The sequence below is a fragment of the uncultured Gimesia sp. genome (assembly GCF_963976445.1).
Taxonomy (GTDB): Bacteria; Planctomycetota; Planctomycetia; order Planctomycetales; family Planctomycetaceae; genus Gimesia.
The window spans coordinates 149246-175320 of sequence record NZ_CAXBKP010000013.1; the positions used below are offsets into that span (position 1 = coordinate 149246).

Annotated in this window: 19 protein-coding genes; 13 read left to right on the forward strand and 6 right to left on the reverse strand. The window is 49.8% G+C overall.

The window, feature by feature from the left end:
• Nucleotides 1-87: 87 nt before the first annotated feature.
• The 6 genes from AAC022_RS15800 to AAC022_RS15825 all read left to right on the forward strand — a co-directional run bounded on the left by AAC022_RS15800 (nt 88) and on the right by AAC022_RS15825 (nt 9980).
• Nucleotides 88-576, forward strand: a complete 489-nt coding sequence (locus AAC022_RS15800) for a 3-hydroxyacyl-ACP dehydratase FabZ family protein (protein ID WP_339732464.1) — start codon at nt 88-90, stop codon at nt 574-576.
• A gap of 181 nt (nt 577-757) precedes the next feature.
• A complete protein-coding gene (fabF, locus tag AAC022_RS15805) occupies nt 758-2041 on the forward strand; it encodes a beta-ketoacyl-ACP synthase II (protein WP_339732466.1) in 1284 nt (427 codons plus the stop codon).
• A gap of 208 nt (nt 2042-2249) precedes the next feature.
• Nucleotides 2250-3326: an alpha/beta fold hydrolase gene (locus tag AAC022_RS15810; RefSeq protein WP_339732468.1), complete on the forward strand. Its 1077-nt coding sequence runs from the start codon at nt 2250-2252 to the stop codon at nt 3324-3326.
• Between the two features lie 265 nt (nt 3327-3591).
• Nucleotides 3592-4011, forward strand: coding sequence for a response regulator (locus AAC022_RS15815; protein ID WP_339732470.1), 420 nt, complete (start codon nt 3592-3594; stop codon nt 4009-4011).
• A gap of 342 nt (nt 4012-4353) precedes the next feature.
• Complete coding sequence (locus AAC022_RS15820) at nt 4354-5694, forward strand: hypothetical protein (protein WP_339732471.1); 1341 nt, start codon at nt 4354-4356, stop codon at nt 5692-5694.
• Nucleotides 5691-9980 carry a DUF4332 domain-containing protein gene (locus AAC022_RS15825; protein WP_339732474.1) on the forward strand — a complete coding sequence of 1430 codons (4290 nt, stop codon included), beginning with the start codon at nt 5691-5693 and terminating at the stop codon, nt 9978-9980. The genes AAC022_RS15820 and AAC022_RS15825 overlap by 4 nt, the downstream gene beginning before the upstream one ends.
• Nucleotides 9981-9994: 14 nt before the next feature.
• Here the strand turns inward: AAC022_RS15825 and AAC022_RS15830 are convergent, their stop codons facing one another.
• From AAC022_RS15830 to AAC022_RS15855, 6 genes are all read right to left on the reverse strand, one after another.
• Nucleotides 9995-11245 carry a CinA family nicotinamide mononucleotide deamidase-related protein gene (locus AAC022_RS15830; RefSeq protein WP_339732477.1) on the reverse strand — a complete coding sequence of 417 codons (1251 nt, stop codon included), beginning with the start codon at nt 11243-11245 and terminating at the stop codon, nt 9995-9997.
• A gap of 76 nt (nt 11246-11321) precedes the next feature.
• Nucleotides 11322-12416 (reverse strand): glycosyltransferase family 4 protein, encoded by a 1095-nt coding sequence (locus AAC022_RS15835; RefSeq protein ID WP_339732479.1) that lies wholly within the window; start codon nt 12414-12416, stop codon nt 11322-11324.
• A gap of 63 nt (nt 12417-12479) precedes the next feature.
• Nucleotides 12480-13187, reverse strand: a complete 708-nt coding sequence (locus AAC022_RS15840; protein WP_339732481.1) for a hypothetical protein — start codon at nt 13185-13187, stop codon at nt 12480-12482.
• A 75-nt stretch (nt 13188-13262) separates the two neighbouring features.
• Complete coding sequence (floA, locus tag AAC022_RS15845; RefSeq protein WP_339732484.1) at nt 13263-14312, reverse strand: flotillin-like protein FloA; 1050 nt, start codon at nt 14310-14312, stop codon at nt 13263-13265.
• Between the two features lie 135 nt (nt 14313-14447).
• Complete coding sequence (locus tag AAC022_RS15850; protein WP_339732486.1) at nt 14448-15131, reverse strand: NfeD family protein; 684 nt, start codon at nt 15129-15131, stop codon at nt 14448-14450.
• Nucleotides 15132-15402: 271 nt separating this feature from the next.
• Nucleotides 15403-16473: a DUF1080 domain-containing protein gene (locus AAC022_RS15855; protein ID WP_339732488.1), complete on the reverse strand. Its 1071-nt coding sequence runs from the start codon at nt 16471-16473 to the stop codon at nt 15403-15405.
• A gap of 372 nt (nt 16474-16845) precedes the next feature.
• On the opposite strand from AAC022_RS15855, the gene AAC022_RS15860 reads away from it, so the two are divergent.
• The 7 genes from AAC022_RS15860 (at nt 16846) to AAC022_RS15890 (ending at nt 25629) form a co-directional block, all read left to right on the forward strand.
• Nucleotides 16846-17097, forward strand: a complete 252-nt coding sequence (locus AAC022_RS15860) for a DUF3311 domain-containing protein (protein WP_339732489.1) — start codon at nt 16846-16848, stop codon at nt 17095-17097.
• The gene (locus AAC022_RS15865) at nt 17097-19103 is read left to right on the forward strand and encodes a sodium:solute symporter family protein (protein ID WP_339732491.1); all 2007 of its coding nucleotides are present in this window, start codon (nt 17097-17099) and stop codon (nt 19101-19103) included. The genes AAC022_RS15860 and AAC022_RS15865 overlap by 1 nt, the downstream gene beginning before the upstream one ends.
• 105 nt (nt 19104-19208) lie before the next feature.
• Complete coding sequence (locus AAC022_RS15870; protein WP_339732494.1) at nt 19209-19640, forward strand: thioesterase family protein; 432 nt, start codon at nt 19209-19211, stop codon at nt 19638-19640.
• 20 nt (nt 19641-19660) lie between these two features.
• Nucleotides 19661-20353, forward strand: coding sequence for an ABC transporter ATP-binding protein (locus AAC022_RS15875; protein WP_339732496.1), 693 nt, complete (start codon nt 19661-19663; stop codon nt 20351-20353).
• Between the two features lie 35 nt (nt 20354-20388).
• Nucleotides 20389-23898: an FtsX-like permease family protein gene (locus tag AAC022_RS15880; RefSeq protein ID WP_339732498.1), complete on the forward strand. Its 3510-nt coding sequence runs from the start codon at nt 20389-20391 to the stop codon at nt 23896-23898.
• A gap of 147 nt (nt 23899-24045) precedes the next feature.
• Nucleotides 24046-24588 (forward strand): hypothetical protein, encoded by a 543-nt coding sequence (locus AAC022_RS15885; RefSeq protein WP_339732500.1) that lies wholly within the window; start codon nt 24046-24048, stop codon nt 24586-24588.
• A 609-nt stretch (nt 24589-25197) separates the two neighbouring features.
• Nucleotides 25198-25629 (forward strand): hypothetical protein, encoded by a 432-nt coding sequence (locus tag AAC022_RS15890; RefSeq protein ID WP_339732503.1) that lies wholly within the window; start codon nt 25198-25200, stop codon nt 25627-25629.
• The last annotated feature ends 446 nt before the right edge of the window (nt 25630-26075 follow it).

A 26075-nucleotide genomic window follows, 5' to 3' on the forward strand; every position in this document is an offset into this window, starting at 1 on the left:
AATTGCATTGATACAAACGGCAGATCAGTTAACTGATCTGCCAGCCTTACCTGTGCCCCCAAGCTACCAACTTAAAGGTTCATCAAAATGCGATGGTTCTGGATAGATCGCTTTATTGAATTCGAAAGCGGTTCTCACGCCAAAAGTGTGAAAAACGTCACACTCGCGGAAGAACATTTGCATGATCATTTTCCCGGCTTCCCGGTGATGCCCGGCTCTTTAATGATCGAAGGCCTGGCGCAAACCGGAGGCATTCTGCTAGGCGAAATCAACGATTTTGAACACATCGTGATTCTGGCAAAGGTACCACAGATGACCTTTCACAGTTGGGCCTGTCCGGGGGACCAGCTGATCTACACCGCGAAAATTACAAACGCCGGTGAAGAAGGAGGGGCTGTCGACGTTACCGCCATGGTCGGTGATCGTCTGGTGGCAGAAGGCAGCATCATTTTTGTTCACCTGGATCAGGGTGATTCCGAATTTGGCGCCATCGACCAGAAAAATTTCGTGTTTTCGATGAATCTACTGGGAATTCTAGATGTCGGAAAAGCGGGAACGGGTGAAGAACAGGCGTAAGCCCTCGATTTTGGGAAGCTTGCTATGGAGGCCTTGATTCCAAATGGACTACAATCATAATTCAACGATATCAAGAACCGGATTGATAATCTGGCAGCAAATCTCAACTGGCTGGGTCTGATGACACAGTGATTCGCCTGCTGTTACAAAATTCCAATTTTATAAACAAGAATTCGAAGCTATGAACCGCCGCGTTGTGATCACAGGAATTGGCGCTATTACTCCCTTGGGAAAAACCGTGGAAGATACCTGGAAAGCGCTCCAGGAATCAAAATGCGGTGTTTCCAACATCACTCATTTTGATGCCTCGAATTTCCCTACCCGCTTTGCGGCCGAAGTCCAGGACTTCCACTTTGAAGACTATGTCGACAACCTGGACCGTTTTGAGCATTCCGGCCGCAATATTCGCTACGCCATTGGTGCCGCCACGCAGGCCGTCAAAGATTCTGGTATTCTGGATGACGATTTTGATCCTGCGACATTCGGTGTTTACCTGGGAGCCGGTGAAGGACAACAAGACTTTTACACATTTATGAAGATCATCGCACAGGCACAAAGTGATGGTCATGTCGATCTGGAAAAGTTTACCAAAGTCGGACTGGAACAACTCAATCCACGCTTCGAACTTGAGCAGGAACCCAATATGCCAGCCGGCCATCTGGCCAGCCTGTTTAATGCACAAGGGCCGAACCTGAACTGCCTCACAGCCTGTGCTGCTTCCAGTCAGGCGATTGGCGAAGCATCAGAACTGATTCGCCGTGGCGATGTTGATATCATGCTCTCCGGTGGTGCTCACAGCATGATTCACCCCTTTGGTGTCACCGGCTTCAGTCTGCTGACAGCACTTTCAACAAACAACGAAAACCCCGCGGGAGCATCCCGTCCTTTCGACCGAAACCGTGATGGTTTCGTGCTTGGTGAAGGAGCCGGCATGATGGTTCTGGAAGATCTGGAACGGGCTCAAAAACGGGGTGCCCGCATTTATGGAGAACTCGTCGGCTACGGTTCCAGTGCAGACGCCTATCGTGTAACCGACATTCATCCCGAAGGACGTGGCGCCATCAAGTGCATTAAAATGGCGATGAGCCATGCGAACGTGAATCCGGAAGACATCCATTACATCAATGCACACGGAACAAGTACGGCGGTTAACGATAAAGTCGAGACCAGAGCCATCAAAGGTGCGTTAGGCGAACATGCTTATAAAGTCCCAGTTTCCAGTATCAAAAGTATGATGGGGCATTTAATTGCCGCAGCGGGAAGCGTGGAAGCCATTACCTGTCTGATGGCCATTCGTGATAACGTGGTGCCTCCCACCATGAACTATGAAACTCCCGATCCGGACTGTGACCTGGATTATATTCCCAATGAAGCACGCCAAACAAAGGTAACAACCGCGCTGTCTAACAGTTTTGGTTTTGGTGGTCAGAATATTTCACTGATTTTATCGGAGTTCAAAGACTAAAGCCGTTTTCAATTTCCAGGTCGAAATGAAAACCACAACGACGCTCACTCGGAAACAGATGACACTGTCATAAAATGCTCGCTGGTCAAGCTCCTCAAGGAGAAATAAGGCCTTGATCAATTCGAGTCATTAAGAGTATACATCACCTGTAGGCTAACAGAGCTTGTCGAAGGATTTGGCAGGCCATATCACCTCCATGGAGACGGCAGTGAGTTGGTTGTTTTGGTGCATTCTGATCGCGCTGGCTATAGAGCTGGTCATTCAATACTGCATCATGCGCGCTGCCTATCCGGTGCTGTTTGCTCCCATGCCGGATCGTTTTAATCTCGCGGGCACGCTCACGACCCTTCCTGAAAACGATGAAACGATCGAGATTAAGGCCGTTTCATTCCCGACTTCAAACGGACTGACGTTGCGCGGTTTCATCGCTACCCCGAAAAGCTGTGATCCCCACAAGCTGATTCTGTTTTGTCATCCATTTAAATCAACGGGAAAGATCTCGCTGTTTCAATGCCGGGGTTTACTCAATGCCGGGTTTGCCGTTTTCTCATTTGACTTTCGTAATCACGGCGAAAGCGAGAGAGACCCCCGTTATCACTCGATTCACTGGCTATCCAACCATGAGATCAGTGATGTCGAAGCAGCCATTCGGTATATCAGAAAGCAGCCGGAATTAAATCAGCTGTCACTCGGTTTGTTGGGCATGAGCCGCGGTGCGGGAGCAGCATTGGCGGTCACAGCACAATCTCCTGAAATTCAGTTCGTTGCCTGTGAAGGTGCCTTCCTGAATGAGGAACTCTTCCTGGATCATGCCATTCGCTGGGGAGAACGGTTCCTGCCGCGTTTGTTTATTCAATTAGTCCCCACCAGTGAGGTCATCCGGGCATTTCGGATTATGATCTGGTATTCACAACGTCTTCAGGGCTGTCGTTACATCAATCTGAAATCATATCTCAAATTCCTGAAAAGCCGAGAACTGTTGTTTCTCGTGGGAGAAAACGACCGGAGTGTGATCCCGCGGATGACAGAGCTGATTGTTCAAAAAATTCGGCATTCAGAAACCAAAGTCTGCCTGCTACCGAAAGCCATTCATAATGCGGGTCGATTTACTCAGCCAGATCAATTTGATGCTGCCTTGATCAATTTCTTCTCACAAATGCCGTTGAAGTTTTCACAACAACAGGAAACGCTTGCTCAGAAACAATTGACCAATCAGATGGAAATCGAGTTGGTCCCCGAGCGCAGGCCTGATTCCGAATCGCCATTCAGAAAACGTTCTGCATAACCCCCAAGCACTGCCTATTTGACAGCGCATTCGCATTTTTTGTTAAGGAATACAGCCATTTCACGTAGGGCCCCCGACGGCCGTGTTCCCTTAAGCGTTTTATTAGTAACAACTTACAGATACGCAATTGTTTCTATTTGATAATGGTATCTGATTTGCTATTAATTCGTTCCAACGTGTTTTGCATCAGAAGAGTTTTGGGGACAGGATTCACATAAATCTCCGCTGATGCGGCTGACTTCCGGATTATTTGGTGAGATGTATCATGGTCAATGCCAGATCGCAAGCTCCTTATCAATTACTGATTGCTGATGATGACTCCGGGTTCCGTGATGTTCTCAAGGAGCTTTTAGCTCCTTACTTCATGCTGTTCGAAGCAGAATCGGGAGAAGAAGCGATCGAACTCGTCGAGCAGATCCATGTCGATATTGTGTTGCTCGATATGCACATGGACGTTTTGACAGGAATCGAAGCGGTACGCATCATCAAGCAGACCAACGAGATTCTGCCCTGCATCCTGATTACCGCCGATGCAACCGAGGAATTACGGCAGGATGCCAGTGCCGCCAAAGCGTATCAGGTTCTGTCTAAGCCGCTCAAACGACAGGAGTTAGTCACGACCGTTGCACATGCCCTGGTAGACACGTATCACGATCCAGATGTGCCTTCCTGGTTAGGTAACTAGCGGAGCGTCATTTTTAAACTTTGGGTTGATAGATATCACGAGAGTGCGACAACGGAGCACGTAAACAACACCCCCAACCCTCAATTTCTAGCTTGATAAAGCACTAGCCTGAAATATTCAGACACGTCGCTCCTTTCGCGTCACCCTCTTTAGAGACGGGGGGCCGGGCTGTGTTCCTGGTGGCGTCCACGGCTTTTTCTGTAGAATCGACTTCTCATAAATTGCATAGTGAAGTACACTCCCACTCGCAATTAATTTCGTAAAAGCATAACTGCCACCTGCATCCCGTGTCGCTTTGTAGAACAAGAAACAGGCAGGTTGTGCGGCGGAAAGGAGTCTGCCATGCCATTCGTACCAATCAGGTTTATTCACGCCAGTAATCTGCGCCTCGACCATCAACCTCAGGGGGTTGGCGCAGTTTCAAAAGAATCACAGATCAGTCTCGAAGATTGTACTTTGATTACGTTCCAGGAGATCGTTAAAGCGTGTCTGGAACATGAAATTGACTTCCTGCTGCTGAGTGGCAACACTTTTATCAATGAAGACCATAGCATTCGTGCCCGAATTGCGCTACTGGACGGGTTCCAGCAACTCGCATCGGAAAACATTCAGGTCTTTGTCATTCCCGGCCAACACGATCCGTTGAGTGCCTGGGATTTACAATCCAACTGGCCTGGCAACGTCACATTTCTCTCTCCGCAAGATCATGACACACTTGATATTCTGCGCAACGAAGAAACCATCGCGACGCTGCAGATACTCGGGGCGGCGCATCTCAAAAAACAACAGCCTTTGAAACTAAATCAACGCAATCAGTTGTTTAATCAAGATGACCAGCGTGCACTCTCTATTGGCCTGATCGCGGCGAACTCATCAGTACAGTCTGCTGATCATTACGGAGAGTCAAATCAATCAATCCCCCTGACTCTCTCGGGTGACTTTCTCCCTGCTAACTGGCAAGCGGATGAAATCAATGAAGTGGCTGTCGACTATATTGCACTCTGTAAAGGCACCCAGCGGCATACGTTTGAAATGCATCCCGGGCTGGCTCACCACCCGGGAACTTCTCAGGGGCTCAATTATGACGAACACAAGCAGACCGGAGTCACACTGGTTACTGTCGAACCAGAGGCCAAGCTGGACCTGCGCCTGCTCAAAGTCGCCGCTGTTCGCTGGTTGGCGATCGAGCTTGATCTGGAGCCGGAAACAACCTCAAAACAACTCAAGCAATTGATGAAAGAAGCTTTGCTTTCACAGAAGTCGGCGGGCCATGAAACATTATGGATGGTTCGTTGGCACATGAAAGGCTCAGGGGAATTATTTGATTCACTCAGAAGCTTCAAGCATCAGGGTGAATGGAGTCGCGAACTGGCAATCGAAATCAAAGATCGTCTGTCTGTAATGCTTGAGCAAGCTTTTTATCTTCAATACAGAGACGCGCATTCCAGCAGAACCACATCTGATTTGGTGCATCGTTTTCAGCAACAAATTGAAGCATTCAAACAGGAAACAGATTCATCGCTCAAACAATTAATCACACACACGACTCAGCTTGATCAGACCTGGCATGAACGTCTTGGTTCGCTCACAGAACAAATCGATGAGCAAACCATCTTCAATTCAGCCATCCGAAACGGACAGACCTGGCTCAACATTACGTCGGATGAGGAAGTACACTCATGAAAATTACCAGAATCCATGTCGACCAATTTGGAAACTGGCACGATTTGAATCTTGCGTCTCTGAACGCAGGGATCAATGTATTTTACGGCCCCAATGAAACCGGCAAATCGACATTGATGCGCATGATCCGCGGTATCCTGTATGGGTTCCAGACTGAAGAAATTCGCGAACATTCTCGTGTTTCGAATGAGGCTCCCTGGTCTGCTCTACTGGATATCAAACATCAAGGACAACGCTACGAAATACGCCGTCAGACCAGTGCCAAAGGCAGAGGGCAATTTTCATTTCAAGGTGACTCAAGTAGTAGTTTAAGCCAGGATCTGCTCACGTCGCTGCATGCCGGGGTGAAGGAGAGCGTTTATGAAAACGTATTCGCGATCGGCTTGAATGAGTTGCAAGAACTGGGAACACTGCACGGCGACCAGGTTGCCGAACATATTTACGGCCTCTCCCTGGGCCCGGAAGGTCAGGCGATTCTCGATGCTTCCAGCCGTTTGAATCAATCAAGACAATCACTTTTGAGCCGTGACTTCAAAAATGGAAAGCTGGTAGATCTGTACCAACGGCTGGATGAGCTGAATTCAAAACTTGCCGATCTGGAACAACGGGCACAACGTTTTTTCAACTTGTCGAGCGAGTTGCAGAATTTGCGGTCGGAATCCGACAGTCTCAAAAAGCGCAAGACTGGTCTGCAATACCAAATCAGGGGACATCGTTTTCTGGATCGAGTCTGGAGGCCCTGGCAGGAAGTACAAGACTTACATCAGCAATTAAAACAGCTCCCCGTTGTGCATAATTTCCCCGATGGGGGTGTCGCTCAGCTTGACAATTATGATCGAGAGCTCAAACAGGCCGAAGCAAAACTGATCGAGGTGAAAGCCGAAATCAAACGAATTCGCAATGAGGTCGAGCAATATGAACTGGATAACGAGCTGCTCAACTTTGCACCGAATATCCAAAGTCTGGCCGATCAGAAAACCTGGATTGTTGATCTGGAACAACAGCATCAGGCAGGCGAATCGCAAGTGCTTGATCTGGAACAGACGCTGAAAAAACATCTGAAACAGAATCAGACGCTCAGCGATATCGCACACATTAAAACAACGCCCGATAACAATCAACGATTGATTAACGCAGAACGGGCCTATCGACTGTCCGCAGGAAAACGAAAGCATGCGCATCAACGGTACAAAAAAGTGTCCCGTAGATACCAGCAGACATTAGCGCAACTTCAAGAGAAATCGAGCCGACTGATCGACGGGCATTCCATTGACGAAGAATTGCAACGCGCCCGAGAACGAATGAAACATCTGGAACGCCTGAGCCAACTGCGGTTCCGGGAGTCCGAACTCTTAATTCGTCAGGAAGCAGTTAAAGAACAGCTGGTGGGGCTGCAAAGCCATGCACGTATTCCAAGTTGGGCCAAGAAAACATTATTTGGTTTTGCATTAGCGGGCATGCTGTTAATTGTTGCCGGTTTTTGGCGCGGCGTCTCTGATGCAGCTCTGATCGGTTTGATCTTCTGTCTTTCAGGCACATTTTTAGGGGGCACGACCTGGGCACTTAAAAAACATTTTGAAGTGGATCTTGATGATCAAACGGAAACACTGCAGGATGAAATCTGGGCGCTCGACGTACATCTGCGCGAAACGCGGCAAGAAATTGATCGCATTCTGGAAGACGAATACTTCTCGCTCAAGCTGATTAAAGAAGGACACTCGCTGACCAGCCACAAACATCAGGAAAAAGTTCCCTCGCTGAAATTCAATGACGAAAATATTTTGCGAACCGAACTCCTGCACGAACTCGCTTTGAAAATCGCAGAACTGGAACAGTTGAAAGTGGCCCAGGAGCGGTCGCAGAAAACCCGTCAACTATTGGTCAAACTGCGAAATCGTTCTCAGGAAATTCAACGGCAGTTTAGCGACAAACGGCATGAATGGTGTGAATGTCTCAAACAACTGGGATTAACAGAAACATTGAAAGTTAATGACGCATTCCAGATGTGGCATCAGGTTTCCAATGCCAATCTGTACGCGGATCAGCTCAATCATGAACAGCGACGGATCAAACCCCTCGGCGATATCATCAGCATGTTTTACAGTCGCGTCAGAGATCTGGGTCTGCGCATGAATCGCGACCAGCATGATTTTGACAAACCCTTTGATGTGATTTCAGAATGGGAACGCGAACTCGACACACTCTCAGGTCACCAGAAAGAACGGACGCGCCTGCGAAAAGAAGAGAACCGATTACATCAGGAAGCAGATTCGCTGCAATTAAAAATCCAGGAACTCAAACACAATCGCTCGGGATTATTGATTCAGGGCGGCGCAGCAAACCGGGAAGAATTCCTGCAACGCGCCACCTCTCTGCAGGAACGCATCCAACTTGAAAAGCTATTGGCGAACGCACAGACCGAGTTGGAAAAAGTCAGCCGCTCCGAACAGGAAATGGCGATTGTCGAAGAAGATCTACTGAACTTCAATCCAGACGAAAATACCGAGCATCTGGATATGCTGAATCTGGAACTGGAAGACATCGAACAGGACCTGGTGACGACCGCGGAAAATATGGGGCGGTTAAAACAGGACTATCAAAATGCCAAAACCGATCGTAGTTCAGCTCAGTTACGTTTCCAAAGGGAACAGGTTCTCGAACAAATCAGACAGGCCGGCGAAAACTGGTTTACGGCTGAGCTCTCTGCTGTGGGACTCAACCAGTTACGCTCAGAATATGAACGCACCTCGCAACCGGAAACACTGGCGATTGCTTCTGAGTATCTCTGTCAATTAACCAATGGGAAATACAGAAATATCTGGACTCCGCTGGGAGAACAGTTTCCCAAAATTGATGACGATCACGGACACACGCTGACGGTGAGCGAATTGAGCAGCGGCACACGTGAGCAACTCTTTATGGCGATTCGGCTGGCTATGGTCGAACGTTTTCGGAATCAAGGTGTTGAACTCCCCATTATCCTGGATGATGTGCTCGTGAATTTCGATCAGGAACGCACCAAGGCCGCCATCGAAACGTTAAACGCAGTCGCAGCCAAAGGCCAGCAAATCCTGTTCTTCACCTGCCATCTGCACCTGACGCGTCTGTTCGAAGAGCATGGCAGTTCGCCTGTCTGGCTTCCCGAAACTCGTGTGCAGCGTTCTAGTTCTTCACAGCGTTCTAGTTCTTCACAGCGTTCTAGTTCTTCACAGTCATATTCACGACAGACTGATACCGCGCGTAATCTCTCGAATGCTGAAACACCTGCCGAGCCGATTCCGGAGAATCTTCCAAAACCACAATCCGAAACACCGGAATATCGTCTCGACTGGTCGTCTCCCATTCAAAACTTGCAACTTCTGAATGAGTCTCAGATCCAGGAACTGCACCAGATTGGCATTCATACCATCCATAATTTTCTTGCTCGCAGTGCAGATCAGATCGCCGGGGAACTGCAACAGGAACATCTGACAGCCGGTCTGATTTTTGAATGGCAGAGTCAGGCACGACTGGCTTCGTGCATTCGTGGTATCTCACCAGCGGAAGCCGCTCAGCTGGTATCATGTGGTATTACTGAAATAGACGAAGTCGCTACAATGCCAGTCAAAGAACTCTGGTCTTTTGTCGAATCCTGTCAGCATTCATCAAGAAACCAGCCCGATCTGCAGATTACACTGAAGCGGGTAAAGCAATGGAGTCACTGGGCTCGACAGGCACGGACTTATCCTGCTGATCAAGTCGCATCCGCACAAGATACGACGACGCAGCAGGCGGAACATTCCCGCGGTAATCGGGGATATCGGCGTGACAATTCTCACGCGGAGTTAAACAGTTCAAACCCGACGATTCCCCCGTTCTATTTGAGCCGCTCCATGCCTGTGGAAGAAGCCCCTTCAATCGGTCCCAAAACAGCACATCGGCTGGAAAAAACAGGTGTTTTCACCGTGAATGATCTGCTGGAGTGCAATCCCGAATTTATCGCAAAGAAGTTAAAAGTGCGGCACATAAAAGAGCAGACGATTCGATTGTGGAAAAAACAAACGAAGCTGGTCTGCTGCATCCCCGGCCTGCGCGGCCATGACGCACAGATCCTGGTTGCCTGTGGTTTAAACGAGCCGGAAGCCATTGCCCGTACTGCGCCACAAAAACTTTTCGAAAAAGTGAAGTCGTTTGTCAAAACAAGCCAGGGGCAACAGATTATCCGCAATGGAAAAGAGCCTGACTTCCAGGAAATCTCAGACTGGATCAGCTGGTCTCAACAAGCCAGAAAGCTGCGTGCTGCTTGATGCGGCTCTGAAACCTACTTTTCATCTGCCGATGAAATCAGCGTCCGTCTTAACAAATTGAGGGCTGCTTTTGTGACTCGACTTTTGGCGATCGCCCGATTCACCGTTAACCCGATTTCTTCAACCAGTTCGACTCCCTCGGCTGCCAAAGCGACAAAAGCCTGCGGCGCGTTCTCGCTTTCCTGCCAGGATTGATTCACGTCGAGAATGATCGACAACGCAAAATCGCTGGCATACTTTTCACGCGTTGCTTTTGCCAGGGAAATCGCATCGGAAGCATCTAAAGTGATTTGATTATTTCCTGTTTGCTGAGCCTTCTGATTGAGCACGCTCTGGATCGTGGAAACTGTGCCGCCAGCATAAAAATTAGCAGAACTGGCAACGTCATTAAAGCGATACGATAACAGGCCGCCGGTACCACATTCACAGGTCGCCAGAGTCTGTTCCTGCTGGCCGAGTAACGCCACCACAATGTGCTCCAGCTCTTCATCCTCATAGCCAAAGATAAATTCACCGATCCGTTCATGGATCAGTTCATACGTCTCTGATATTTTCTGCTCACACGCTTCGACAGACTCCCCCATCGCTTTGATTCGCAATGTGATCGTAGCCTCATGAGCGGTAATGCCGACTTCTGGATCACGTCCGCGGCTGGTAATGTCGCCGAGCAGTTCCTCCGTTTTCGATTCCCCCACACCAAAACAATTGATGCGGGCAAAACGGATGATGTTCGATTCATGGGAGAGCCGGGGAAGAATCGATTGAAAAAACATCGGCTTCATTTCCGAAGGAACACCAGGCATAGCGGCGATACAGCAGTCCGGTTTTGAATCAGTACGTGGCACCTGCATCCAGATGCCCGGGGCCGTTCCGTGCAGGTTCTGAATCGCTTCGGCTCCTTGGGGAACCATCGCTTGAATCCGGTTTCGCTCAGGCATCTCTCGAGAGCGTTTCTGAAACATACTTTCAATGGTGTGCAATGATTCCTGATCCAGTACCAGGTCTGTCCCGATTAATTCTGCCATCGCTTGTCTTGTCAGATCGTCCAGAGTCGGCCCCAGTCCTCCTGTGATCAAAACCAGATCAGACCGTTGAGATGACAGGCGGAGCTGATCCACGATTTCATCGATGTGATCGGCGATGGTCGTATGGAAGTGTGTCGAGATCCCAGTAGCAGCTAACTCTGTGCTGAGCCACTGACTGTTCGTATCCAGTTTTTCACCATTGGTCAATTCACTACCAAGAGCAATGATTTCCGCTTGCATTTGTTAATCCAATATTGAGATCGAACAACCACCGGTACTCGCTCTCAAGAATTCTGTTTCACACGCTGTCGCAGAGTTATGATACAACCTGCAACGCTCGTTTATATTCTTCTACGGTTCGTTCGATCATCGTTTCGACACGGAATTCCTGCCTGACCAGTTCTCGTGCCGACTCTCCCATCGCCCGCGCTTTCAACGGATCTTTTAATAACTTGAGTATACTGTCTGCCAGAGCTTCACTGTTAGAAGGGGGCACCACGAGACCGGTTTCCCCATCACGAATGACAGAATAAATTCCGCCCACTCCCGTAGCAATCACGGGTTTTGCCAATGCCATTGCTTCCAACATGATCGTCCCCAGTCCCTGCCGCAGTGATGCCAGACAGAAGACATCCATCGCTTTGAGCGAAATCGAGAAGTCATACAAGTTGGGAACGAACGTTACATTTTCGGAGATTTCCAGATCGCGCACTAAGTGACGCAGGTTGCTTTCTTCAGGCCCCGCACCAGAAATCAGGAATTGAATTTTCGGGTTTACTTCCAGCACACGGCTGGCGGCTCCCAAAAAATAAGGCAGGCCTTTGATTGCTTCTAAAGGCCCGGCAGTTCCGACAACAGGTTGATGGTCTTGAGATAAAACCGGGGAGAGATGCGAGTGATCGGGAACATCGACACCGCTGGGGATGACTAACACAAAGTCTTCCGGCAGCCCCGTGCGTGCGAGGAGATCTTTTTTGACCGACTCGCTGACTGTGATGATTCCTTTACACCAGCGCATGTCAATTCGCAATTTTTCATCACTCTGTAGATAGTCATTGACGGTTAACAGAAATGGACGTTGGAGCTTTCTGGCGAGCCACTGTCCCTGCGGTAGAACATGCCGAGACTGAATATGAATCAAATCAGGCGGATTCTTTTTCGACTCCTGTTTTACTAATTGCAAAATAAGTTGTCCGAGTATCGGCATACCCAGATTCCGATACTCTGAAATCTCCAGCTTCGACCGCATACAGGGATCAACTTTTGACGCATCCGGACAGACGACGCGTGTTTGAATGTCATACACGGGAGCGTATTGTGCCAACCGCAGTGTATAAGCAGACGTGCCCCGCAACTCGAAAGGGCCGGCAAACAGCAATACATTAATGGGTGGAGAATCTGCTTTACTCATTCACTCTTCTCGTAATTCAACCGGTCAAACACGATCAAAGTGATGTGCTGTAACAGATCGCCCTCAGGAATGACGGCGTGATTTGGGAGGAGAAAGGATTTCATTCAAAATGATTGCCTGACGGAATGACTGAGGATTTCTGAGCATCGCCCTGATTACTTTACTGCCTCCCGTCTTAGATGTACTCTTCCGGGATTGCACTCTACGGGAACCGAATGTCTCTGCAAAATGAGAGCCGACTTTACTTTCGAGATGGCTGGTAAGCCGGGTTCCCATATGAGATTGTTGTTTCCTTTCAATACGATCTCGTACCCCGCCTCCCATCCGTTTCTTCTGTTCTTGTGCATGAACCAGAGCCCGCTCGCGATGTGTTACATGGGACTTGGATTCTGATGCTTCTTGGGAGCCGACTGCAGCAGATATTTCAGCTTGCTGCTGCTTCCTTTGAGAGCGGGATCGTTGTGGTGGTTGAGATTGCTGACGTCTGTGCCGTTGTGGTGGCGGCGGAGCAGAAGTCTGGGGTTCGACTTCAACGTCTTCAAAAATATCGACTTCGGCTGGTTTCTCTTTTTTCTTCTGCTGTGGGTTCATCGCATCCTGCAGGAATTTTTCCAACTCTTTCTGAAGCGCCGCCTTTTCTTTGACTTTCCCGGGTTGCCCTTTATTCTTTTCCTTGGCGATATTGCTGATGGCGCTTACTGCGGCGATCAGCAGGAAGATGACCCCAATGATCCCCTCTACCCAGTCAGCGGCAAATAGTGGAATGTCCATAAACTAACCCCGGTCCTTGATTCCTTTTCTCAAGCAAGGTCTTACTTCCCTCAGCAAGACGGCCTTGAGTAGTGCTTATGTTGACGTAGCAATTTCTCGTTCAGGAGTCGAAATAGAATCCCGCATCTTGGTATCAGCCTGAATATTTTTCAATTCGTAATAATCCATCAAACCAATTTTTTTAGAGCGAAATGCCTCGGCTATCGCTTTAGGAACCTGGGCCTCTGCCAGCACAACCTTGGCCCGGTTTTCCTGAGTCAACGCGACCATTTCCTGTTCGCGGGCCGTTTGATCGGCGCGGCGTTGTTCTGCTTTCGCCTGAGCAACCCGCATTTCTGCTTCGGCATGATCGGCCTGCAAGCGGGCACCAATGTTTTCTCCAACATCAATATCGGCAATATCAATCGAAACAATCGTGTAAGCCGTCTGTTTCTCCAGACCTTCATTCAACACGATCTGTGTGATTTTGTCAGGATTTTCAAGTACTTTTTCATAGGTGTCTGTCGAACCAATGGCCTGCACAATCCCCTGCCCCACACGTGCAATCACGGTTTCTTCCGTCGCACCACCAACCAACTGTTTCAGGTTTGTTCGCACGGTAACGCGTGCACGCACATTAAGCTGAATTCCATCACCGGCGACGGCATCCAAGGTCGAGTTGGTTTTACGGGGATCGGGACAATCAATCACCTTGGGATAAACGCTGGTTCGCACCGCGTCTAGAATATCCCGCCCTGCCAAGTCAATTGCCTGAGCGGCCTGCCAGTCGAGCTCGATCTTTGCCCGCTGAGCAGCAATCAACGCGCGAATCACATTCGGCACATTTCCGCCAGCCAGATAATGTGCTTCGAGATCGCGAGTGGAAATATCATAGTGACGCGTGACTCCCGATTGAATCGCCATGATCTTACAACGAACGATAATCGTTGGGTTCACTTTTTTGATGCTCATGATGACCAGATTCGGGAAGGAAATCCCGGCTTTTGTCATCTTACACTGAATCCATAACCCGGCATATCTCGCGAAAACCGCAAAAAAGACCAGCATGCCGAGAAAAATAACAATCCCCACAATCCAGGCGATTGTTGTGCTATTTTCGACAGCCAAAAGATTCAAGGCATTCATTCCGATTTCCTATCCTGAGAAAAATGTCGTTTCAAGTGTTGTAAACTATCCGCTGAAACTGTCTTGTAATCCATCCATCATACAGGAACCCATTGTAAGGGAATTCCTGGAAACCATCTAGAGACTACCAGAAAATCAGGTCTCCGGAATCTCAAAATCAAGCGTATCACCGGCAACAGGTTCACCGGTTTGTGAGGTTTCCGGTTCTGGTGATTTCTTCTCGGCTGTGGGCTGCTTTTTCACTTTCACCACCAGTCTTGCGCCTTCCACGGCGATCACTTCCACATCGGTCTGTGTTTCGATAATCATCCCCTGACTCTCGCAGTGCAGCCTTTCATGATCAACGAGCACAAAGCCGCTGGGGTTCAAAAGAGTTTGCGTTTTTCCCGTTTTTCCGATCAAAGACTGCAGATGTGCCGTCTCTTGCTGAAATCCGGTGACCTCTTCCAGGGTGGGGAGTTCATGGATTATTTTCTTGCCCCAGCTCGTATTCGGAAAAAACTTGACGGCAAATCCCACTGTGGTTGGTATCAGAATGATGACACTGGCAATATAAGTCCACCACAGAGTAGGACTCGTTCCCCACCACGCCATCCAGGCGGCCCAGACCGAACTGGCCATACACGTCAACGCCAGAACGGCGATCAGGCCTCCCGAGGGAAGAAAAATCTCTGCCACAAACAGCATCAGCGTCACGACCAATGCCAGAATTGCAATCAGTGAATAATCCATTAGATCTGTAGACTTTCCGTAACTCACACGTTCGAGTTCTGGTTTCAAACCGGTTTCAAACCGGATCAGTACAGTAATTGGAGTCAATAAATTAGTAACCGGAAATCCTATGCCTGAAGGAAGATATCCCTTAAGGCACACCCTCCTATTGTACCGGCTTTAAAAAGCAAGGCAAGACGCGAAGGGGAAGAACCAGCTTCGGAATGATTTGACCGCAGATGTGACCAAGTTGATGCTACCAGTGAGATATCAATTCTGGTAGGACTCAATCACGCCCTGTTGAATTAACCAGAGCGTCAACCAGACTGTGATTCTCGATGTAATGACCTTGGATATACTGCAATGAACGGGATACAGGCTAGTTGCCACATCGATCACAGAGCAGAGGCTGACAGGGATGGCAATACGTCGGATCGGGCTGATCGCTTAAATCCACGATCCAGATATTGCGAAAACGAACCGGATTAGAATGGTCCTGCAATTTGATGGGGAATAATTCAAGCCCTTCCTGCTTGCCACCACCCGTTTTGGCAACAATCGAATAATCCTGATGAATGGGGACCCCATTCTGTAGCACGGTGATGAATGCATTTTTGATCTTTTTGCCGTCCGCATCAAATTTGGGAGCAACAAATGCGATATCATAAGTCTGCCATGACAGAGGCGGAAAACACATATTCACATCAGCTCGTTTCTGCTTATACAGCCCGCCACACTCATTTTCGACCCCTTCCAGTCCGAAGGAATCAAGGACTTGCACTTCATAACGGCTCTGCAGGTAGACGCCGCTGTTACTGCGGGCCTGGCCGGTTGCATAAGGCATATAAGGCAAACGAAACTCAACATGCAGACGAAAACTGCGATACTTGTGCTTAAATTCGGTACCGACATTCAGCAAGCCTTCGTCCGTAATTTTGCCATTTTTAAAATGTTCGACTGACGAACCATCAAACAGCACGGTGGCTCCCCTCGGCGGTTTCTCTCCCAGCGTGATGCTGCTCCGTTGGTATTTAGAAAGTTGACCCAGTAAATGTCCTTGTGAATCGCGCACATCAACGATTCCTCCCTGTTGTACCTGTACTTGGAAGTCGTCGTCTGTCAGTGTCAGCACATCCCCCTGCCGTTTGCCCGATAATTCCTGTCTCTGTGAACGATCCCAGCCATTTCCGGGAAGCCCCCCATTATAGAGAGAGGCGATAAAGTTTCCGTCGCCGCGGGCTACCACCTGCAGGCCGATCGCACATTCTCCGCACCAGGAGCAGTCAGCGCCGATCTGGCCATAATATTCGCCTTGATACTGGAAATCCTCGTCAACTTGTTTGATGTCCAGAATGGCAAATTTCTTATCACCTTTTTTCGCCTGAGCGAACGCTTCAGATGACAGCAAACAATTGGCACAGAATAACCCGATAAGTGCAAGGCGAAACATCAATTCTCCATCCTCTCCAAGAGCTTTAATCGAAACAGATCGACAATTATACGCAAGTCACCATTTTGGGCTGAGCGTCCACCATTTGCAAGTCTGGAATTGACGTTTGAAATTTCCAAAAGTACTTGATCCATTGAACAGCAGGTTTGTAAACGGAAGTTAGCACACCTCGCTTCGCTTCCGGCGGATTCAGGAGGATTATTTCCACAAATTGAACCGTTACGTTGTGACTCTACTGGGTTTTTGTCACAATAGTAGGCCTGTGCGAACCAGCGGGATCTCCAAAAATCCTGTTTCCCGCCAAAGTGATTGCTGCCTTCTGGCATTAGCAAACCCACCGTGATGACTTTGTCTACATAGAAAAGATGACATATGAGATACGCCGTTTATGGATTGGTTGTCGTGCTTATCATTATTCACCAGGACAACTGGCTCTGGGATGACAAAAGACTCATCTTCGGATTCATGCCCATTACTCTGCTCTATCAGGCAGGAATTTCCATGGGGGCTGCCTTTGTCTGGTTTCTCGCTACAAAGTTTGCCTGGCCGCATCACCTTGAAGAAATCGTGCAAGAGCATCCCGCACAAGAGTCACCTGCCCAGGAAACAGGAGAAACAGAATAATGACCCAGTTAGTAATCATCGGAATCTATTTAGGTTTGCTGTTATGTCTAGGCCTGTTTTCCAGCCGCCTGTTTAAGGGAACCAGTAAAGACTATATGCTGGCCAGTCACTCGATTGGCCCCTTTCTGTTGTTAATGTCAATCTTCGGAACCACGATGACTGCGTTTGCTTTAGTCGGCTCCAGCGGTGAAGCCTACAAAGAAGGCGTCGGCGTATATGGAATGCTGGCTTCATCCAGCGGTATCATCCACTCGCTCTGCTTCTTCCTGCTCGGAATTAAACTCTGGTCCTGGGGATATAAATACGGCTATACCACACAGATTCAATTCTTCCGTGATCGGCTCGAAAGTGACCGCATCGGGATTCTTCTGTTTCCGGTTCTTGTCGGACTGGTGATTCCCTACCTCTTGATCGGCGTGATGTCATCCGGCGTCGTCATCAGCAGCATCACCGAAGGGGCATTCGAAAGCTCCTTCGCCGCCTACGATTACGGCGTCCCTCCCTGGCTGGGATCTCTGGTCATCAGTCTGGTGGTTCTGATCTATGTCTTTTTTGGAGGCATGCGAGGAACAGCCTGGGCCAATACGTTCCAGACGATTGTCTTCATGATTCTCGGCGTCGTCACCTTCTTCGTCATTTCCAGTAAGCTGGGAGGCCTCCAGGCTGCCAGTCATGCGGTTCTGGAAAAGAATCCGTCCAAGTTAATGCGAGCCGTCGATCCCCTGGACCGTGAACGATACGCCGAAAAGTATCAACGCTGGACTTTAATCGCAAAATACAATTACTCCGTACGGATTCTCAAAACTCTGAAACTGACTCCCGAACAGAAAACGGAAGCATATAAAGAGTTCAAGCCACGTATGCCCAACTGGCAAAATACGGCTGAAGCCCTCTATGCTTCAAAAAATAAACTGTATGATTTATCTTCGGAACAAGTCAATAAGGCTTTGTTAACTCAAGATGACCGCGTCATGCCAGACCCGTTCCCGGAAAAATGGACAATGGGTTTGATGTCGCATCATGATGTACGCGAATATCCACGAAAAGCCAACGCCGAAAAAGAGAAGGCGATGTTGATTTTCGGTGGAAAAGTGGGGCATCCTGAACATGACCTCGATCCGGATGATCCTTCAAAAGGGAAAAAATGGTCGATCAAAAAAGCAGTCGGCGTCTACCGTGCCAGCAATTGGGCGCCCGATGCACCGCATCCCATGAGTAAGCTTGTCTTTTTAACTTACTTCTTCGTCCCGCTTTCCGTTGGCATGTTTCCTCACCTGTTCCAGCACTGGCTCACCGCACGCAGCGCGGGCACGTTTAAGCTGCCTGTCGTAGCACACCCGCTCTTCATCATGATTGTGTGGGTCCCCTGTGTGCTGGTTGGCGTATGGGCTACTTCGGCAATGCTCAACGGGGCTCCCATGTTTCCGCCTCACTTCCCGGCCAATGCCGTCCTGGCGGCGATGGTGAAAAAAATGACCTCGCCTATGCTGGCCGGATTTTTAACTGCCGGAATTCTGGCGGCGATTATGTCTTCGCTGGATAGTCAGTTCCTTTGTATCGGGACAATGTTTACCGAAGATATCGTGGTCCATTACTGCGGAAAAGATCGTTTTACAGATAAGCAGGTTGTCATGATGGCCCGCATGTTTATCATTCTCGTTGTCGCCATCACGTATGGCTGCAGCCTGTTAGAACCGAGGCGGGTCTTTACGTTGGGGGTCTGGTGCTTTAGTGGATTTTCCAGCCTGTTCCCCATTATCTTTGCGGCGGTCTATTGGAAGAGACTCACCAAAGCCGGCACCTACGCGGGAGTACTCGTGGCGATTGGATCTTGGCTCTACCTGTTTAAAGAAGCAAAGTATGCTTTGAATCCGAATTATACGTTTCTGGGAATGATGCCGGTTGCCACAATGGTCGTCGCGTCTGCGACCGCTATGGTCCTGGTTTCGCTCGTCACGAGGCCACCCAGCAAAGAAACGCTGGTTCGGTTCTTCCCGGAAAATTAATTTTCGATGCTCTGCTACGTTATGAAATAAATACCAAGACAGGCTGTGACGGTCATTCCTTTTTTCGTCACAGCCTGCTGTTTACTGACTTCGATCGAGTTCCACATGTCCTGTACTTTTAAAACAACGCGCCGTGTTGAATTTCACGAAACAGACATGGCCGGCATCGTCCACTTCGCTAACTTTTATAAGTACATGGAACAGGCCGAGCATGAATACTTTCGCTCGCTGGATCTGACCATTGTCGATAAACAGCAGGATGGTTCCGTGCTGGGTTGGCCGCGTGTCTCTGCACAATGCTCGTTTGAATCTCCTGCTTTTTATGGCGATCTGCTCGAAATCCGTTTGTCCGTCGAACGTCTCGGGGTAAAATCGCTCACGATTGAATACGAGTTCTGGCGAGATCAAACGAAAATTGCCAAAGGACGTATGAAAACCGTCTGCTGTCACTTCACTCACGGGAATCCCATGAAGTCGATTGAAATTCCAGAGTGGATTCAAAAGAAAATCGAAGATTCCATTGATCACGCTGAATAGTCTGTTTGCCAGGGACCATCATGAATGACTCCAACGACCAGCTCATTGTCCGCGAGTTAACCAAAGCATTTTCGATCGCTGCCGAATCACTGCCGATTCTGGCCGGCGTGGACCTTGAACTCAGCCGGGGAGACGCCCTCGCCATCACTGGTCCTTCCGGTTCAGGGAAAAGCACCCTGCTCTACATTCTGGGAGTCCTCGACCAACCGACTTCCGGTGAAGTCATCCAGTTCGGCCAAAACCCGTTCGCTCTGAACGCCAAAGAACAGGCCGAGTATCGCAATCAGAATGTGGGTTTCATTTTTCAAGACCATCATCTGATGCCGCAATTTTCCGTTCTGGAAAACGTTTTAATTCCGACCATGGTCAATCAGGAAGCGGCGATTGGTGCCGAAGAACGGGCCCGCCATCTACTCGAACGCGTGGGCCTGCAAGACCGCATGCAGCACCGACCCGCACAGATTTCGGGTGGCGAACGACAACGCGTCGCCGTCTGCCGTGCCTTGATAAATAATCCCCGTCTCTTATTGGCCGATGAACCAACGGGAAATCTCGACCGCACCAATACCGAATCGATCGGCAAACTGCTGCTCGAAATCAATCAGGAACAAAATACGATCCTCATCTGCGTGACCCACAGCAGCGAACTGGCGACCCTGTTCCCCCAACATCAGAGATTACGCGACGGACTGCTCGTCACCGAAGCGGTCTGACATTCGTTTTCAAAATCTTCACAAGAGTTCGTGTTATGAATCAAACGCGATTTGTCATCAGAAGCCTGATGTATTACTGGCGCACCAACCTGGCTGTCCTATTGGGAGTCATCGCGGCAACCGCCGTGATCGGGGGGGCCTTAATTGTCGGAGATTCCGTCCGCGCCAGCCTGCGGCAAATGACATTCGACCGCCTGGGACAAATCGATTTCGTCGTTTCCGGCCATCGTTTTTTCCGCGAACAACTCGCCTCTGACCTCGCGGAATCACCCGATTTACCCGACAACATCAAAACCATCGCCCCCGCGCTCTTGCTCCGAGGCAGCCTGGAAAAAAATCAAGAAGAACAGCATCTACGCGTCGGACAGGTCAATATCTTTGGTACCGATGAGCGGCTCTGGTCGCTACTCGAACACCAGAACCAGGAACATCCCTCAGGTGACGAGGCGATTCTCAATGCGCGCGTTGCAGAACAGCTAGAGGCTGATGTTGGCGATGAAATCACGCTTTGGATCGAACTCCCCTCCGCCATTCCCCGTGATTCGCTGCTCGGCGAACGCGAAGAACAATCGGTCGAAATCACACTCACCGTCAGCGCGATTCTTGATGAGTCTTCCAAAGCAGGACGCTTGGCGCTCATGCCCAATCAGCAGCTGCCACTGGATCTCTTCGTTTCCTTAAGCACGCTCCAAGAGGCGTTAGACTTGGATGAAATTCAAGCCTCGCGTCGCAATCCGAAATCACGGCCCGCTCGTGTGAACTCCCTGTTTTTCAGTTCCGATAATCCAGCAGCAGGCACCACTCCCGCCGCGCTCGAAATCGCGAAGGACCTGGAAGCCGCTTTCAAAGAAGCATTGAAACTCGAAGACTTAAATCTCAAAATCGCCCCCAACGAGGCGTTCAACTATCTCTCGCTGGAAAGCGAACAAATGATTCTCGACCCGCAAATCGAACAGGCGGGCAGAACGGCGGCGAAGTCTCTCATGCTCACCGCGTCCCCCGTGATGGTTTACATCGCCAATGAAATCAGGCCCGCAGTCTCGAAGCAACCCGACCCTAAGACACGCTTCTCGATGTATTCGATCATGGTTGGCATCGAGTTCACCGAACAGGCCCCCTTTGGTCCTTTCAAATTCATCGGAGACAAACCAAAGCTGCCTCTTAAAGAAAATGAAATCGTACTTAACGAATGGCTGGCAGAAGATCTGAACGCCAAAGTCGGCGAGGCCGTGCTCATGAAATATCATGTGGTGGGCTCGCGGGGAGAGTTGCCTGAAGTCGAACAAACCTTCTACGTCCGCGGCATTGTTGCCCTCGATGGTACTCCCGCCGCTGACCGAAAGCTCACTCCGGAAATGGAAGGCATCACCGATGCCGACACCTTCGGCGACTGGAAACAACCCTTCCCCATGAAACTCGACAAAGTCACCGATCGGGATGAAGCCTACTGGGATAAATACAAAGCTACCCCCAAAGCGTTTGTCGCTTTGGAGACAGCGCAAAACTTATGGAACAGCCGTTACGGCAGTCTGACTTCATTACGCGTCAGCCCCCTGGCCGATAAGTCGCTTAAGGAATCGGAAAACCTGTTCGGCAATGAAGTGCTCAAGAAAATTGACGTCTTCAAAATGGGACTGACGGTCCAACCCATCAAGTTCCTCGGCCTGATGGCTGCCAGTGGCACGACTGATTTCAGCGGTCTGTTTATCGGCTTCAGTTTCTTTATTATTCTCTCCGCGATTATTTTAATCCGTCTGTTGTTCAAGCTCGGCATCGACCGACGCGTCTCATCCATCGGTCTCTTGTCGGCCATCGGCTTCACTCCGCAGCAGGTCAGGCAGGTTATCTTCAAAGAAGCCTTCGCCGTCATTTTGCTCGGAGGCATCCTCGGCATCGCCGCTGCCATCGGTTATGCCTGGCTGATGCTCTATGGCTTAAAAACCTGGTGGATCGGGGCCATCGGAACCCGCTTCTTATATCTTGATCTCACGGCTACCAGTATCATCGTCGGCTTGATGATTTCGGTACTCTGCTCTACCTTTGTCACCTGGCGCGCGATGGCCGAACTCAAACAACTCTCGATTCGCAGCATGCTGTTGGGGGTAAACACGCCGGAGTCTGACAAAGCCAAAGACGCCCGCCGCGTCGGTTATGTTTATAAAGCATCCTCCGTGGCCGCTTTCATTCTGCTACTGGCGACAATCTCCCTCCTCATTCCCAAACAGGAAGCCTTTTCCGGTTTCTCCTGGCAGACAGTTTCGTTCTTTCTGGTCGGCATACTTTCTCTCGTTGCCAGTCTTTCCTTTTTATCCAGCAGACTCAGAATTGAATCGGCCATCCCCATTAAAGGTACCGGTATGCGAGCCTTGATCAAGCTCGGCTTCCGCAATGCGGGCCGCTTTCGTCAACGCAGTGTCTTAACCACCGCGCTGATCGCGTCTGCCACGTTCGTGCTCGTCTCCGTCGCCGCCGGTCATCGGAACCCGGCCGTTGAAACGCCTGATATGAATTCCGGCAACGGTGGTTTTACCATCATCGCCGAGTCAACCTCCCCACTGATCTATGATCTGAATACGGCTGACGGCCGCGCCAAAACTCTGGTCAACATTCCCAATGATCCAGAGACTCATAAATTATTAAGCGAAATGAATCCGATTCCATTTCGCGTTAAGCCAGGCGAAAATGCCAGCTGTCTGAATATTTATCAAACCAGCGTCCCCACTATCCTGGGTGTCCCACAGGAACTGATCGAACGGGGCGGCTTCAAATTCGCTGACACCCCCGGCGATAATCCCTGGAAACTTTTGAACGAACCACAAGAGGATGGATCAATCCCCGCGCTCGGCGATATGAATACGTTGATGTATAGCCTGCATAAAGGCGTCGGCGCCACCGTCGGCATTCCATCCGACGAACGCCCCGAACACAAGTTGAAAATCAAAGGTATGTTTGATGGCAGCATCTTTCAGGGAGTCCTTCTTGTCTCGGAAACCGACTTCCAAAAGCTGTTTCCCGAACAGGCCGGCTTTCAATATTTTCTGATCGAAGTTCCTCCGGAAGACGCCGCCCAGCTTTCGGGGATTTTGGAAACCGGGCTCACCGAATATGGCTTCGATGCCGACCTCGTCGCCAATCGACTGGCCGATTTCCTGGCTGTGCAAAATACTTACCTCTCCACATTTCAAACACTGGGTGGCCTGGGGCTGCTGCTTGGCACATTGGGACTGGCCACCGTCATGTTACGTAACGTCGTCGAACGACGTAGCGAACTTGCATTGCTTCGCGCCATTGGTATGACGGGCAGCAATGTAGCGCTGATCGTGCTCGCGGAAAACGCGTTCTTGTTAGTCTGGGGGCTCATGTCCGGAACCATCTCGGCTCTTCTGGCGATGCTGCCCCATTTGTTGTCAACAGGCGCCGATCTTCCCTGGGAAAGTGGGCTTATCATTCTTTCTACTGTTCTCGTTGTGGGTATGCTGGCTGCCTTACTGGCCGTCGCCGATGCCGTCCGCGCTCCGATTCTGGCGACATTACGCGCGCAATAAGAGTTTGTACAGACCCGCTTTTCCCTGATTCATTCAAAATATCATGCCTGTCGGGTGCTGCGAATTCACAAACTTACTATCATGACACCTTGAATTTCTCGCCATTGGAAATAATCCATCCTCTCCACAAATCCAGGAGTTTTAATCATGTCGAAATGGACGATTGTCTTAATTTTTGTTGCCTGTGCTGCACTCTCTTGGGGAACCTATGTGCCTCTGGTTCATATTGCCGCCCAGAAACTGCACAGTAACCTGCGGGCCTTCCTGTTTGTGGGGGTCGCGTACTTCCTCGTCGCTGTCCTGATTCCTGCCTTCTTCATTTTTGTGCTAGGAAAAGATCCCACGGTCAGAGGGGTTCCCAACTTTGATGCTGGCCCCATTATGTGGGGAATTCTCGCCGGAACGGCCGGAGCCATCGGTGCACTCTGCGTGATTTTTGCCGTTACCACCGGGGGTAAAGGAGCCGCCATCTATGTCGCACCTCTCGTTTTTGCCGGGGCCCCCATTGTGAATACCATCGCCACGATCACTTTTTTCCACCCTGCGAAAACAATGCCCGACATGCGGTTTTTCTTTGGATTGGTCCTGGCAGCCGCCGGTGCCGCCATGGTAATGATTTATAAACCGGTGGATAAACCACACGCCGCACCACCAGCCGTTGAACAACCAGCCGTGAATCCAACACAATGATCGCACTAAAAAACCGATCATCCGAATCGGCGCGGCTAAGTCAACAGAGTTAGATGAAGCCGATCGACTGTCAGTGATATAACCAAACACGCGAAATCCATGTTCCCTCTGATCACCGGGAACATGGATTTTTTCGTTGGGCAAGCAAGTGAGAAAAGTAGACTTAACCTTCTCTCCCCCTGTGATATTACAATCCGGCGAAAAATAATTCGCTTGACACGTGTGCGATTCTGCGAACCGTTATCTACTCTCTGAAATTCAGGGAGTTTTCTTTCTGTTGACGCAGCGATGCCATTTTTTAACATGTGCTAATAGAGTTGCGCGCGTGAGGCAGAGTCGCATTTCTGCGGAATCAATCTGCCGCTGTTGATTTCAGCACCATAAAACCCACTTGTTTTTCGCACATTGATTCGACTCTCGCAATTCCACTTCCCATTGTTCATGTTCTCTTCGATCGTCTTCACGGGCACTTCATTCTCGCTTCGATGAACATCATGACCTGTTCCCGAGCGATCACAGGACCATCGTCTCTTGACCGCTTCACGCCGACCGGCAAGATATAGCAAGATGGAATATGTGAATCGGAATTTACTCAAAGGATCAAAACCCATGTCGGAAACCTCTCCCAAAAAAAGACAATCACTTTCATTAGACCAGCGGAAGCTCGTCCTTCGTCTGATCAGAAAAATGCTCGGCATGGGGAAATACACGTCAGATATCAAACAGGCCGTCGCTCAGGAATTCCATCTCTCCCGCCGTTCCGTCGAACGGTATATCAAACGCGCCCGCAAGGAAATGGTGGAACGCACAGGAATTTCGGTAGAATACCACCGCTCCGACGCCTTTCATTTTTACCGTAGCATGATTAACGACCCCAAAGCCCATCCGCGCGAAAAACTCCGTGCCCGCGAACGCATGGACAAGCTCCTGGGGCTCGACATGCCAGTGAAGACTCATTTAGAACCCGAACTGACCCCCGCCGAACTCCAAGCCATGAGCGACGAGGAATTCAATGCACTCTACGAGAAACGGATGAAGTAAACTGAGCCAGATTCTATGCATCACCCCCAACGGCACAAACTGAAAATCAGAGAGTAGTCACAAGAATGATTGCTACCACGAAAGACTCGAAAACGCACGAAATTAAAATCAAGGGGTGGGCCCGAATGAAATTCGGGCCGAGCGCAGCGAGCAGGAAACTGTTGAGAATGCGTACTGAAAATATCACCCGCAGGCTTCAGACGATCCGGCGACTCAGTCGTCGGGGCAGTACCTGTGTGTCTGCCCGCCTGGGGAGAGTCGAATTGTTATCACGTTGAGAATGGGGCCAGTTGATGCATGCGTCAGTTGCTTCTGCATGCAACCCCAACCCTGCGGGCGGCCACATAGGGCCGCACCCTACGGCAACACCGGTTGGAATGTCTTTCTGATTTCGAACGAGCACCGTCGGGCAAGCCGAGCGGTGGCACACAGAAACGTTTCACTGT